Origin of the sequence: Bremerella cremea, from assembly GCF_039541315.1 — a bacterium.
GTDB classification, from domain to species: Bacteria; Planctomycetota; Planctomycetia; order Pirellulales; family Pirellulaceae; genus Bremerella; species Bremerella cremea.
The window spans coordinates 1,094,762-1,107,746 of the sequence record NZ_BAABFZ010000005.1; the positions used below are offsets into that span (position 1 = coordinate 1,094,762).

General features: G+C 56.0%; 10 protein-coding genes. 2 read left to right on the forward strand and 8 right to left on the reverse strand.

Going from position 1 to position 12,985, the window contains the following annotated elements; genetic code table 11:
- Positions 1–252: 252 nt before the first annotated feature.
- Positions 253–1,041: a dienelactone hydrolase family protein gene (locus ABD890_RS21300; protein WP_345094354.1), complete on the forward strand. Its 789-nt coding sequence runs from the start codon at positions 253–255 to the stop codon at positions 1,039–1,041.
- Positions 1,042–1,084: 43 nt separating this feature from the next.
- Here the strand turns inward: ABD890_RS21300 and ABD890_RS21305 are convergent, their stop codons facing one another.
- From ABD890_RS21305 to glgX, 3 genes are all read right to left on the reverse strand, one after another.
- Complete coding sequence (locus ABD890_RS21305) at positions 1,085–1,720, reverse strand: hypothetical protein (RefSeq protein WP_345094355.1); 636 nt, start codon at positions 1,718–1,720, stop codon at positions 1,085–1,087.
- Positions 1,721–1,813: 93 nt separating this feature from the next.
- Positions 1,814–2,917, reverse strand: a complete 1,104-nt coding sequence (locus ABD890_RS21310) for a cellulase family glycosylhydrolase (RefSeq protein WP_345094357.1) — start codon at positions 2,915–2,917, stop codon at positions 1,814–1,816.
- Between the two features lie 78 nt (positions 2,918–2,995).
- Positions 2,996–5,083, reverse strand: coding sequence for a glycogen debranching protein GlgX (gene glgX / locus ABD890_RS21315; protein ID WP_345094358.1), 2,088 nt, complete (start codon positions 5,081–5,083; stop codon positions 2,996–2,998).
- Between the two features lie 583 nt (positions 5,084–5,666).
- On the opposite strand from glgX, the gene purM reads away from it, so the two are divergent.
- Positions 5,667–6,728: a phosphoribosylformylglycinamidine cyclo-ligase gene (gene purM, locus ABD890_RS21320; RefSeq protein WP_345094361.1), complete on the forward strand. Its 1,062-nt coding sequence runs from the start codon at positions 5,667–5,669 to the stop codon at positions 6,726–6,728.
- Here purM and ABD890_RS21325 read toward each other — a convergent pair.
- From ABD890_RS21325 to hflX, 5 genes are all read right to left on the reverse strand, one after another.
- On the reverse strand, positions 6,699–7,934 hold the full coding sequence (locus tag ABD890_RS21325; RefSeq protein WP_345094363.1) for an amidohydrolase family protein: 1,236 nt from the start codon (positions 7,932–7,934) through the stop codon (positions 6,699–6,701). The genes purM and ABD890_RS21325 overlap by 30 nt on opposite strands.
- The gene (locus ABD890_RS21330; RefSeq protein WP_345094365.1) at positions 7,931–8,677 is read right to left on the reverse strand and encodes an RluA family pseudouridine synthase; all 747 of its coding nucleotides are present in this window, start codon (positions 8,675–8,677) and stop codon (positions 7,931–7,933) included. Before ABD890_RS21330 ends, ABD890_RS21325 begins: the two co-directional genes overlap by 4 nt.
- Before the next feature lie 126 nt (positions 8,678–8,803).
- On the reverse strand, positions 8,804–10,297 hold the full coding sequence (locus ABD890_RS21335) for a Gfo/Idh/MocA family protein (protein ID WP_345094367.1): 1,494 nt from the start codon (positions 10,295–10,297) through the stop codon (positions 8,804–8,806).
- 346 nt (positions 10,298–10,643) lie between these two features.
- Positions 10,644–11,432: an SDR family NAD(P)-dependent oxidoreductase gene (locus ABD890_RS21340; RefSeq protein ID WP_345094369.1), complete on the reverse strand. Its 789-nt coding sequence runs from the start codon at positions 11,430–11,432 to the stop codon at positions 10,644–10,646.
- Positions 11,432–12,763, reverse strand: coding sequence for a GTPase HflX (gene hflX / locus ABD890_RS21345; RefSeq protein ID WP_373356250.1), 1,332 nt, complete (start codon positions 12,761–12,763; stop codon positions 11,432–11,434). The genes ABD890_RS21340 and hflX overlap by 1 nt, the downstream gene beginning before the upstream one ends.
- Between the last annotated feature and the right edge of the window lie 222 nt (positions 12,764–12,985).

Here is a 12,985-nt window from a genome sequence, read left to right on the forward strand (position 1 = left end):
CGGAAAACCAAGATCAAACCCGCACAACAACCATGGCAAATCCTCGGTAAAACCAGTGTTTTTGAACTTAGGTGTTAGCTCGGTTGCCTCGCTTGCGTCGCCTTCATATCACCTAGACTTGAGTGCCGCAGGAGTGCGTACCGGCATCTCGTGGGATATTGATTCTCGTTAATTGTTGTGCGAACAATTAACTACGCACCGCAGGGATTCGCGGTCTCGATTTTCAAACCCTTAGACCTGGAGAATTCAGCTATGCGTGCGATCGCTACCTCGCTGGCCATGTTACTGTTCACGGTATCCCTGGCTCAGGCCGAAGTGAAAACGAAGACCATCGAATACCGCGTTGGCGACAAGACCTTCGATGGCTACCTCGCCTACGACGACTCCGTGGAGGGTCCACGACCGGGCATCGTGGTCTTTCATGAATGGTGGGGCCTAAACGAATACGCTAAAGAGCGAACCCGGATGCTGGCCGAACAGGGCTACGTCGCGTTTGCCGCCGACATGTATGGCGACGGGCAGTTCGTCGAACATCCGAAAGACGCTGGTGCGATGGCCGGTAAGGTGCGTACCAACGTCGACGAGTGGCAAAAGCGTGCCGTCGTCGCGCTCGACATTCTAAAGGCTCAGCCGCAATGCGATCCGAAGAAGCTGGCAGCCATTGGCTACTGCTTCGGTGGCTCAACCGCCCTGCAACTTGGTTACACCGGTGCCGATCTCGATGCGATCGCCACTTTCCATGCCGCCTTGCCGACGCCAACGGAAGAACAAGCTAAAGCGATCAAGGCGGAGGTGCTGGTCTGCAACGGAGCCGACGACAGCTTCATCTCGCAGGAATCGATCGAAGCCTTTCAAGAGAAGCTGAAGGATGCGAACGTCTCGCTGAACTTCGTCAACTTCCCAGGTGCTGTGCATAGCTTCACCGTCGAAGACGCCGGCAAGCACAACAACCCAGGCATGCAGTACAACAAGGCCGCTGATGAGAAGTCTTGGGACCTGCTGATGGCGTTGCTCAAGAAAGACTTGGGGGAAAATAAATAGGCACCCAAATAATTGCGAAGCGATTTTCGCTTGCTAAATCGCATCAGGGGGAGAGAGATTGCTCAACTGAAGTCTCTTTCCCCTTTCTGTTTTCTTGCATATGAAAACCAGCAACGGCAAATTTGCCTCCGAAATAGCCCAACAAGAGCAACCACAGGGTGTGCCCAGCCATATGAAACGTTTGCCAATCCGGATAAGCCACACGTGTTACTAGGGTACTACTAAATAAACTGGCTTGTGAGCCGAGCATTCCCAATTTATTACCATGGCGATCGAAAACTTGGCCAACCCGATCAACGGTAGGCCCAGATGCAGGGTCCACCAGTTTTCCCTCGACGAAATACTCGTACCGGACGATTCCTTCGTAGACTTTGTCCCAAACCAACTGCGAAGGGAGTCGAGGTCCAATGTCCATCTGACTGGCCAGCGAAGAAAAGAGCAAGGTCGTTGCCACGTAGCCATACGCGAAAACCAAAAACCCAATCAGGAAAGCTTTTCTTTCACCATCGACAATCCAGACCAGCGCTGTCATACCCATCAAAGAAACCCAAACACATGTCAGCAGAATTTGATCCCCTGGCGAGGGGGACCAAATCGAGCCCAGGGCGACAAATCCCACGGAAACAACCACGAGAAATTCTACCAACGAGAATTGAACGATTGCCTTCGATCGACTCATGAACGTCTTACCTCTCGAAGTTCTCATGGCGTTGAAAACGGTTTTGGACATCCATTTTAGAACGACCAACCATTCAGGCGAGTGTTTCGGCATTCATGGTGTCTGACCAGAAGCCAATTCACGATAGATTTTGAGCCATTTCGCGACGATCGCTCCTGAGATCTCGCCCGACGATTGATTTTCTTCGATCGTCTTTCCCCAATAGAAACTGGTCAGGCCATCGCTTACGGGCCTGGCCTTGTCGATGAAGTCTTTCGCTTCTTCCAGCGAGCACTTCAAGGGAAAGAACTCTTCGATCACCAGCGGTTTACCAATGTCGTAAACCTTCAAGGCGGTGATCGCTTTGTCGACTTCGCCCGCAACGGGATAGAAGTGAACGCTGGCGAAGTCGAGGTGCTTCGAGACCGGCTCGCTATAGAACAGCGGCTTCGCGTTGGGCCAAACATGGGCCCACGGAATTACGCCGACCGTGATCAGCGTTTGGGAATCTTCCGAACGGATGGCTTCGGTCAGCTTCTGCCCCCACGCGGCGGCGATTTCCTGATTGCTTCGTCCTTTGAGATCGCCGGCCCGGGCAATTCGCTGGACGAAATACTTGCCTCCCAACGAATCCCCTACCAGCCACTCATCGCTGGGGCCACCACCACTGACAACCGGTTCGTTCATCAAGTCGTAGCAGAAAACGGCCAGCTGATCGCGACATGCATGAGCGATTGCTTTCCAGAAGTTGGCTTGCACCTGCCAACGCTGCTCTAGCGGTAGTTCGTCGTACCAGGCCGGAATGTCCGCTTTGTGGTAACACCCGAGGCCCGTGAGATTCAGATACAGCCCACTCCTTTCGGCCAGCTTGACCAACTGAACCAGCTTAAGAAGATTCGCTTCGTTCGGCTGGTCAGCCGTGGACATGAACTTGCCCAACTGCAGATGCACCCGGACGACGTTGGCGCCGAGCGATTTAATTTCGGCGAAGTCTTCCTCCACGGTCGACCACTCGGCATCCCAGTAGTCTTCGATCAATCGGCTGTCACCATCGTGATCGTAGTTGACGCCCCAGACGAAGAAGTCCTGATCGGTTCCGGCAAGTACGAAGTCTTGGCCATTCTCGGCAATCTGCACCCTTCGCAACGTTTGACCGTGGGCAATGGCGATAAGCCCCAGATGGCATGTCAGCATCAAGGCAATTAGGTGAAGACGCATGACGATCACTCCACAAAAAAAATGGCGGCTCGTTTCCAAGCCGCCATTTTAAGGTTTTCCCGAGGGGGTCGCGAATCGTTACCGGGAGGCAACGTAGATTCGCACGCTTCGTTCTGGCATGACAAACTTGCCCGAAGCTGGTGGGCGTGGCCCGTTGAGGTCTGGGTAAACGTCGCTTGGCGAAGTTGCTGCCGTGTCGACAAACATTCGCCAACTCGTTCCCTTGGCAACCGGCGGCAGAATGAACTGCTGCGGCGAAGCACTACCGTTCATCAGCAACAGGACGTCGCGACCGAATTGCTCTGGGTCGGTATCCTTGTTAGGTGCTGCGAACAAACAGGTCAGCATCGAGTCGCCACTGTCCCAATCGACGGCCGTGCCGAGATTGTTGTACCAGTTCACGTCGAACAGACCACGTCGACCGGTGGGGAAACCACCGAGGAAGTGCTTCTGGCGGACGGTTGGCTGGTCGCGACGGAAGGCGATCAAGGCTCGGACGAAGCGACGCATTTCGTCGTTCTTCTTCACCAGCTTCCAGTCGAGCCACGAAATTTCGTTGTCCTGGCAGTAGGCATTGTTATTGCCGTGCTGCGTACGACGAACTTCGTCACCCATCAGGATCATCGGAACGCCCTGCGACATCAGCAACGTGCAGAACATGTTCTTGATCTGCTGGTTGCGGATCTTTTCCGTACTGGCCCGCTTGGTTGGACCTTCCACACCGTAGTTGTAACTCAGGTTGTGGTTGTCACCGTCGCGGTTCCCTTCGCCGTTGGCCTCGTTGTGCTTGTGGTTGTACGAGACCAGGTCGTTCATCGGGAAGCCGTCGTGCGACGTGATGAAGTTAATGCTGTGGTACGGCTGACGACCACCGGCCTGGTAAAGGTCGCTCGATCCGGCCAAGCGAGTTGCCAGGGCACCCAGCTTGAATGGCTCACCCTTCCAGAAGCTACGGATGTCGTCGCGGTACCGGCCGTTCCATTCTGCCCAACGCAAGTTGGCGAACGATCCGACCTGGTAAGCACCGGCGGCGTCCCAAGCTTCGGCGATGATCTTCGTATCGGCCAGCATCGGATCTTCAGCAATCGCTTCGACCAGCGGCGGATTGGCCACCAGGTTGCCGTTGCGATCGCGGCTCAAGATCGATGCCAGGTCGAAGCGGAAACCGTCGACGTGGTAGTTATGCACCCAATGACGCAGGCTGTTAAAGATCATCTCGCGAACGATTGGGTGGTTACCGTTGACCGTATTACCGCAACCGGAGTAGTTCTTATACTCGCGGCCGCCGTTGGCCAACATGTAATAGACCTGGTTCTCGAGCCCCTTGAAGCTGAGGATCGGTCCCTTCTCGTTCCCTTCACAGGTGTGGTTGTAAACCACGTCGAGAATCACTTCGATGCCGGCCTGGTGCAAGGCCTTGACCATCTCTTTAAATTCGCGGACCTGACCACCAGGCGTTTTGCTGGCGGCGTATCCACGGTGCGGCGCGAAGAAGGCCATGGAGTCGTAACCCCAATAGTTGCCTCGCGTCGGCGTTTTGCCCGTGACCATGTCCATGATCGGGAACTCGTGGATCGGCATCAGCTCGACCGCGGTCACCCCGAGGGACTTCAGGTACGGAATTTTTTCAATCACCCCCAGGTAGGTTCCTGGGTTCTTCACGTCGCTCGACTCGTGTGCCGTGAAACCTTTCACGTGCATTTCGTAGATGATCGACTCACTGAGGTCCCGCTTGAGATGGCGGTCCCCTTCCCAGTTGAAGCTTTCATCCACGACAACGCACTTGGGCGGACGGATGATACCGTCGTCCGATGGTTGGAACGTCCCGGCCAAAGCTTTGGCGTAAGGATCGATCAACCGTGCGCGACCGTCGAACAGCATACCTTCGTCAGGGTTGTACGGTCCTTCGGCTTGGAAGTGGTAAAGCTGTCCAGCCGAGAGGCCTGGAATAAAAATACTCCAGATGTCTCCCCAACGATCGGTCTCGCGATCGAAGTCGATGATTTCGCTTGGCTCGCGATCGTCGACGTTTTTATAAAGTAGGAGTCGCATCGCCGTGGCGGAACGGCTGAATACAACAAACCGAACGCCGCGTTCGTGCAAGATTGCTCCATAAGGAAGCACGTGACTAAATTGCAGCTCCGGATGCGGATGAACCATAAGCATAGGCGACTATCCCGATCTAACCTCCAAAGGTCTCGATGAATGCGTGTGCTAGAACACTACCACCCATTTCGCAGAAGACCGGGTAAGACTCCCCTCCTAAATCCAAATTTTTGACTTCAATACGCGTGATGCATCATCTGGCGAAATAATAGCTTAGGGCTAAGGGGTAGGTCCTGCGGAGAGTTTGCCGGTTCAACCGAATGAACCCGGGATGTTCCTGCCTGAGGGACCAATCCTCGTGCCCTCACCAGGGAATGCCCTGGGTCGCCCGAGTCTGTTGCAATCGTCGGACCATTGGGGGAGTCTGCAATGCGCCGCCTAGGAGCAAATTTCCCATTTCGCCGATTTTGCCGTTTCATTTTAATCATTCCGACCCCAGTAATAGAACCTGGGCCCCCAAATACGTGCTATGCCGATCGGCAGTGGTGCCTATTCCGTTGGCGAGCCCTCCCCCCGAAAGAATTTCCGCAATTTTCACGAAGTTGTCCTCCGTCAGCCATTCTGCGGTGCGTTGACAATATCGGCGGTGGGTTCGAAAATCGGGCTCTCTGGTCGCACACCCTTGCCCCCATAGAAATAACTAATGGCAAAAGCCACCTATAAAGATGCCGGCGTCGATTTAGACGTATACGCAGAATCGATGTCCCGACTGCCGCGATTGGTCAAACGAACCTTCTCGCCTCGGGTTATGCAGTTGGATGGCGGCTTTGCCGGGTTGTTCAAGCTCGACTTCGACAACGCCCTGTTCGCCCGCAAGTACGAAGATCCCGTTCTGATCTCTTGCACCGACGGTGTCGGCACCAAGATCAAGCTGGCGATCGATAGCGGCAAGCACGACACCGTGGGGATCGATCTGGTCGCCATGTGCGTCAACGATGCCATCTGCTGCGGGGCCGAACCCCTCTTCTTTCTGGATTACGTTGCCATGGGCAAAGACGATCCAGAACTGCTTGAACAATTGGTCACCGGGATCACCAACGGCTGTGTCGACAGCGACTGTGCGCTGATCGGTGGCGAAACGGCCATCATGCCCGACTTGTACAAAGTGGGGGACTATGACATGGCTGGCTTCTGCGTCGGGGTTGCTGATCGCAAGCACCTGATCGACGGCAAAGCGATTGCCGATGGCGACGTGGTGCTGGGTATCTCGTCCAGCGGCGTCCATTCCAATGGTTTCAGTCTGGTCCGGAAAGTGGTCTTCGACATCGCCGGCCTCCAGTTGGATGATCATATCGAAGCCCTTGGCGGGACCGTCGGCGAAACCTTGCTGACGCCAACCAAGATCTACGTTCGTCCCGTTCGCCAGGTCTTGGCGCACTATAAGATCAAGAACGTCGTGCATGGCATCGCCCACATTACCGGCGGTGGCCTGCAAGAGAACCTCGAGCGTATTCTGCCGAAGAACGTCGACGTCGAGATCAAAAAGGGAAGCTGGCCCCAACTACCGGTCTTCCCATGGCTGCAAGAACTAGGCGAAATCGAAGACGCCGAAATGGGACGCGTCTTCAACATGGGTATCGGCCTGGTGGTGATCGTCAGCAGCTACTATGCGGCCAGCGTTCAGAAGATGTTGGACGAAGGTGGCTGCGATGTCTTCGAGATCGGCAAAGTCACCTCAGGCAGTGGCAAGGTCGAGCTCATTTAGCCCGGCCCCCAAGTCCCAAAGTCTTGGCTGGCCAGCCAACATGGTGGCCAGCACGTCGGGGCAATCGCTTCCTACGGCAAACGCAGCAACGCGAGCCTGATAACCAGGCTCGATCGTGCCGTAGCTTTCTTCCAGCCCTAATGCATACGCGGCATCCCGCGTAACCATCGTCAAAAGCTGCTCGGCCGGAATATCGGGAAACGCGTGATGGACGTGCTGCACTTCTGCCCAAAGATTCAAGTCAGGACTCGACGCCCGCGAATCGGTCCCCAGCACAACGCGAATCCCCTGCCCTAGCATCTCTTCGATCGGATGCGTCGGATGATGGAAATAGGCATGCGTTCGCGGGCAATAGCAGACGGTCAGTTTATCTGGGAATTGCTGTAAGACCTCGGAACTCGCTTCCGCCAGATAATTGCCATGCACGACCAAAGCCCGATAGGCCGACGTCAGATGCTGGATGTATTCCGAGACCTTCCGACCGCCTGGGAAGTCTTCCGCTTGGAACAGTCCCATGTTCTCGAGCATCACTCGAAACGGCCCGGTCCCTTTTTCTAATAGCTCTAGCTCCTCGAGCGACTCGCCCAGGTGCATCGCCAGCGGCAACTGATGTTTCTGTGAAAGCTGCGCGGACTGATCGACAATTTCCATCTGCACCGTGTACGGAGCATGGGGACTGATCCCTGGCGTCACCAACTTGCTGGACCAAGGGTACCCTGCATGGGTTTCGGCCTGGACGATCCTTTCAGCCGCCCTTTCTGGATCAAGCCCGAGAACTTCCAGCATCGAGACTACGTGAACCTGGGAGCGGTCGTACGATGCTTCCAACAGCGGAAGCGTGGCGATCTCGCCCACGACACCCACGCCGAAGCTTGCCGATTGCTGTAAGCCGTTGCGAATTGCATGAGCCCGTTCGACCGCCAGGTCTTCGCCAAAACCCTGGCGATAACGAACCACTTCCGTAATCCACTGCGGAAAGGGCATCGCTTCCGTGCCGAGGGGAGCCTCGAGATTGCTGAACTCGAGATGCGTGTGGGCATTCACCAGCGCCGGCATGATCGCCCACGAGCGCAGGTCGACCGCATCGGGCCAGACTCCGTTTTCTTCGATCGCGACGATCCTGCCATCTTCGACGGAAACCGTGGCGTCTTGAATGGGCGTTCCACTGATGGTGAATAGCCAGCCGACACGATATCTGCGAATCATGGTTGAATCTCCCTACTGCTTTGACGAGCCAGTTCCTGCCAGGCTACGTTTTCTAACCATGCCGACGACAAAGGTGCCACGACATCGACCTGTTCTTCGACCATCGGGTGTCGAAACTGCAGTCGGCGAGCGTGCAAGGCAATGTGCTGTTGCCGGGGATCGTCGACGATCGGTCCAAAGGCCTGCTGAGCACCATACAGCGAATCGCCGAGAATGGGAAACTGCCGCGAAGCACATTGCAATCGGATTTGATGATATCGGCCGGTTCCCAGCTCAATCTCTAGCAGGGAATGCGTCGAAGTCCGCGCGAGCACTTCATACGAAAGCTCTGCCGGCCGGGCATCGTCGCTGCCAGCCGCGACCACTTCGCCTTGGGCAACATCGGGGATCTTCCGAACGTGATCGGTCCACGCCCCCGAATCTTCCGGTACGACACCTTCGACGATCGCCCAATATGTCTTTCGTACACTTCGCTCGCGAAATTGGGCCGAGAGTCGCTGGGCTGCCCGCACATTGCGGCAAAACACAATCGCTCCCGACACAGGGCGATCAAGCCGATGGATGATCGCCAGATAGATCTTGCCGGTCTTGCCGTCACGCTGCTTGCAGAACTCGCGCACCTGAAGTTCCAGGTTGTCGATTCCGGGGGGCGCTTGCGTGAGCAACCCGGCCCGCTTCTGCACGCAGATGCAGGGACCTTTTTCGTATAAGACTTCAAATGGTGGCGTCACAGGCGAGTTCATGCCCGCTATTATATCGCGCGACGATTCTTCGATGAGGGATGCTCTGCTCCCCTGCCCTTTCCAAGAAACAGAAAACGCCAGACGACATGCACCTGGCGTTTTCCAATTTCAGCTTGGCGAATCGGCTTAGACTTTGCCTTCCGCTGGGACTTCGAAGCCCTTGCGGTAGTTGCGAGTCAGGTAACCGTCGGCTTCCTTGTTATCGACGAAGGTTTCGGTCTTTGCATCGAACGGCAGCATTGGGCCGAGCGTGACACCTTCCTTCACGATGTCGACACCGTTGTCGCGAAGGTGATCCTGGACACGTTCCATGGTCGCACGAACGTTTTCGGTCGTCTTGATCCCTTCCATCCGTTCCAGGCATTCTTCTGGAGAAACCTGTTCGCCCATCTGGTACGAGATGAGACCGGTATGGCAGAGAGCACTTGAGAGGTGACCTTCCAGGATGTCGCCATTGAGGTGGTCGACGTCGCGGCTGCGAACCGCTTCCACGAAGTTGTTGTAGTGGTTCTGGTCGCCACCACCGTTGAAGTCGCGGATCTTGTTGCCATCTTTGTCGAAGGCCGAACCGGAATGGTAGGTGGTCATAACGACGTAGCCATCGGTACCTTCAAAGATCACGCCGATCTTCGAGCCCTTATAGCTGACCGAGCTTTCCTTCAGCTTCTTGTCGTAGACCAGGCCACGCACTTCGAAGACCAGCGACTTGTCGCCGTAGTCGTGAACCACGACCTGCGTGTTAGGCGTGGTGCCGGCATCGTCGTAACCGAAGCGACCGCCGTAGCTGATCACAGCCTTGCTCAGCTCGTTGACGTTCAAGCCCCAGCGAGCCAGGTCCATCTGGTGGATACCCTGGTTACCCAAGTCACCGTTGCCGAAAGGCATCTGCCAGTGCCAGTCGTAGTGGAATTGAGGACGGGTCACGTCCTGCATCTGCGCTGGGCCAAGCCACAGGCTGTAGTCCACGGTCTTTGGCGGCTGGTAAACACCCTTCGGGCCGATGCTCTTACGTGGCTTGTAGCACAAACCACGAGCGACCTTCACGTCGCCGATCTTGCCGCTGTGAACGAACTCGATCGCTTCGATCATGCCTGGGTTCGAGCGGCTTTGGGTACCGGCCTGGCAGATACGGTTGTACTTGCGAGCCGCTTCGACAGCACGACGGCCTTCGCTGACGTTGTGACTGACTGGCTTTTCGACGTAGACGTCTTTGCCGGCCTGCAATGCCCAGATGGCCTGGAGCGAGTGCTGATGGTTCGGGGTCGCGATGCTGACGATATCAACTGATGGGTCATCCAATACGCGGCGAAGGTCGGTTTCAAACTTTGGCTTGTGACCATCCTGACGCTTGGCGACACCTTCCACCTTGCTTTCGTGGAACTTCGAGTCGACATCGCACAGGTGCGTAATGATCACGTCGTCGCGATTGGTGAAGCCGCCGATATGAGCGTTACCACGGCCATTCAAACCGATCACAGCAACGTGCAGCTTTTCGTTGGGGCTTTTGCTTTGCTTTTCTTCTGCGGCCAGCAACGAAGTCGGTGCCGCGAAAGCAGCGGCCGCGGCAGCGGCAAACATGGAATCTTCCAGGAACTCGCGGCGAGACTTGCGAATCGTCATGGCAGTAGCCTTTTCGATGAAAATGAATGATGGGCTTGATGGCAGGTAGGTGATGCCCAGGCTGGAATTCGACGACGGGGAGCATGACGGGGGTCGAGCTCGCAGAATTGCCCCCGAACAGGGAGTCACTGAGCACAATTAAGAATAACTGTTCATAAAGATTCTGACAACTATTTCGGCCTCAAACCCGCACGGCAAAATTGCCACCCACAAGATCGCCAGCAAGGGGAAAGCGGGCTCGAATAGGGCTCCCGGTTCGAGCCTACATCAGACGACGTTTTCGCCGAGAATTGCCGAGCCAAGCCACGTTTTTGGCCAGTCAAAATAAAGGCGAGTTTTTGACTACTCAAACATAGCCAAACTTCGCTACGGCCCAGTCCGCCAGAGATGGACAGAGCCGATCGAGCAGAATCATCGCAAAACCCGTTTTACTGGGGATGATCTCATGACGACCGAGTCGAATCGCCCGCAGGGCCGCGACTGCCACATTGTGGGGCGTGCGGACGAACTTTCCTTTGGCCGGAACCTTGCCCCGCTTCTCGATCACCGCGGCAGCAAACTCACTGCTGGTGGTGCTGGGACTGACCAAAATAACGTCTATTCCCTTACTCGACACTTCCGCCCGCAAGGCATCACTGAAACCGTGCAACGCGAACTTGCTAGCACAGTATTCGCTCTTCCCAGGGACCGCTCGATGCGCCAGAACCGACGAGATATTACAGACCGCCGGCGTGGTCCCTTTTTCCAGAATCGGGAGCACTAAACGGGTCAATTCGACCGGGGCGAAGAAGTTGACTTCCATCAGCGTTCGCAGACGTTCGGGCGTGGCATCTTCAAAACTTCCATACGCCCCGACGCCGGCATTGTTGACCAGCACATCGAGCCCTCGAAAATCGCTTTCCGCTCGCTCCACCAGACGCTGCCGATGGGCTGGATCGGTGATGTCGCCAACGACATAGCGAGCATCACAACCCTTGGCATGCAGCACCCCAAGAAGCTCCTCCAGACGGTCTTCGCGACGGGCTGTTAGCAGCAGCTTTGCCCCTGCTTCGGCCGCCAGAATTGCCATCGAACGGCCAATGCCTGAGGAGGCTCCGGTGATGAGCATCCGCAGGCCATCGAGTTTTCTCCGCATTAGGCCACATCCCCCACGGCGCCCGATTCCGCAGGATCGAAATCCTGAGCATAGGGACGAATAACAACGCCGGGGTTTTGGTTTTCGATACGCCCCAAATGAGCCGTCGGAATTCGGCAATGCACGAAGAGTTTTTCGTTGCCGTATCGCTTAGAAACGATCTCGCCATGCGTCGCACAATAGGCGACCAACTTGCCGTTCTCGACCGGGGCTTCGATCTCGACATCCGAGAACGATTTACTCAACGCATCACTGACGGCGATCGCCAGCTTATCGAGCCCTTCGCCCGAGTAGGCACTCACCGGAACCGCACGCGGGAAGCGAGCCTGAAGCTGCTCTAACTGCCGAGAATCTTCGATCCGATCGATCTTATTGAGGACCAGCAGCGTGTCTTTTTGCTCGATGCCGATTTCCTCGAGAACTTCGTAAACCGCCGCGATTTGCTGCTCGGCTTCCGGGTTACTGGCATCGGCCACGTGCAGCAGCAAATCGGCCTGATTAGCCTCTTCGAGCGTCGCCTTAAACGAAGCAATCAAGCGGTGAGGCAGGTCGCGAATAAACCCGACCGTATCACTCAGCAGAACGGGCCCCCAGTGTGGCAATCGCCAACGCCGAGTCCGGGTATCGAGCGTAGCAAAAAGCATGTCGGCCGACAGCACCTGGGCGTCGGTCAACTTGTTCATCAGGGTGCTTTTGCCGGCGTTGGTGTAGCCCACCAGGCTGATGGTCATCGACTCTTTGCGAGCGGCCACCTGACGTTCGCGACGCTTAGCAACCTTCTCTAAATCGTCCTTCAAATCGCGGATCCGCTTTTCGACCAAACGACGGTCGACTTCCAGCTGCTTTTCACCAGGACCACGCATACCCACGCCCATTTTGATACGGTCCAAGTGAGACCACATCCGCTTGAGGCGTGGAAGCGAATATTCAAGCTGCGCCAGCTCGACCGCCAGACGCGATTCAAGGGTCTGAGCATGGGTGGCGAAGATATCCAGAATCAGCTCGGTCCGGTCGATTACCTTCCGTTCGGTTTCACGTTCCAGATTACGCGTTTGACCAGGGGAAAGCTCGTTGTCGAAGATGATCACATCGGCCGACGAGGCATCGGCGCACAGCTTCAATTCTTCGATCTTTCCCTTTCCCAGGTACGTCCCCGGATCAGGCCTATCGCGTCGTTGAGTTAACTTGCCCACGACGGTCGTTCCAGCGGTGGTCGCCAGCCCATCCAATTCGTCGAGCGGATCGTTTGGATACTCGACACCAGGGTCCAAAAGCTTAACTAGAATGGCGTTTTCTTGAGCGACGCTCTGTTTGCGATCTCGTTCTGTCACAAGCGGTGCCTGCTATTCCTTTCTATTGACCTGCGTCTGGTTCCGACGAACCATTCGCGAGAGCCACTTTGAGACTGCTGAACCCGGGTCAGCAACTTCCATTTCAATTTTAACCCGCCCAGGCCATACAGCGAAGGTGCAATCACACCCCCTGTGGGTAAGAATTTATGGCCTGGGTGCCCCAATTTTTCCCCTGAAATAGCCCCGGGAATAGCGGCAAGA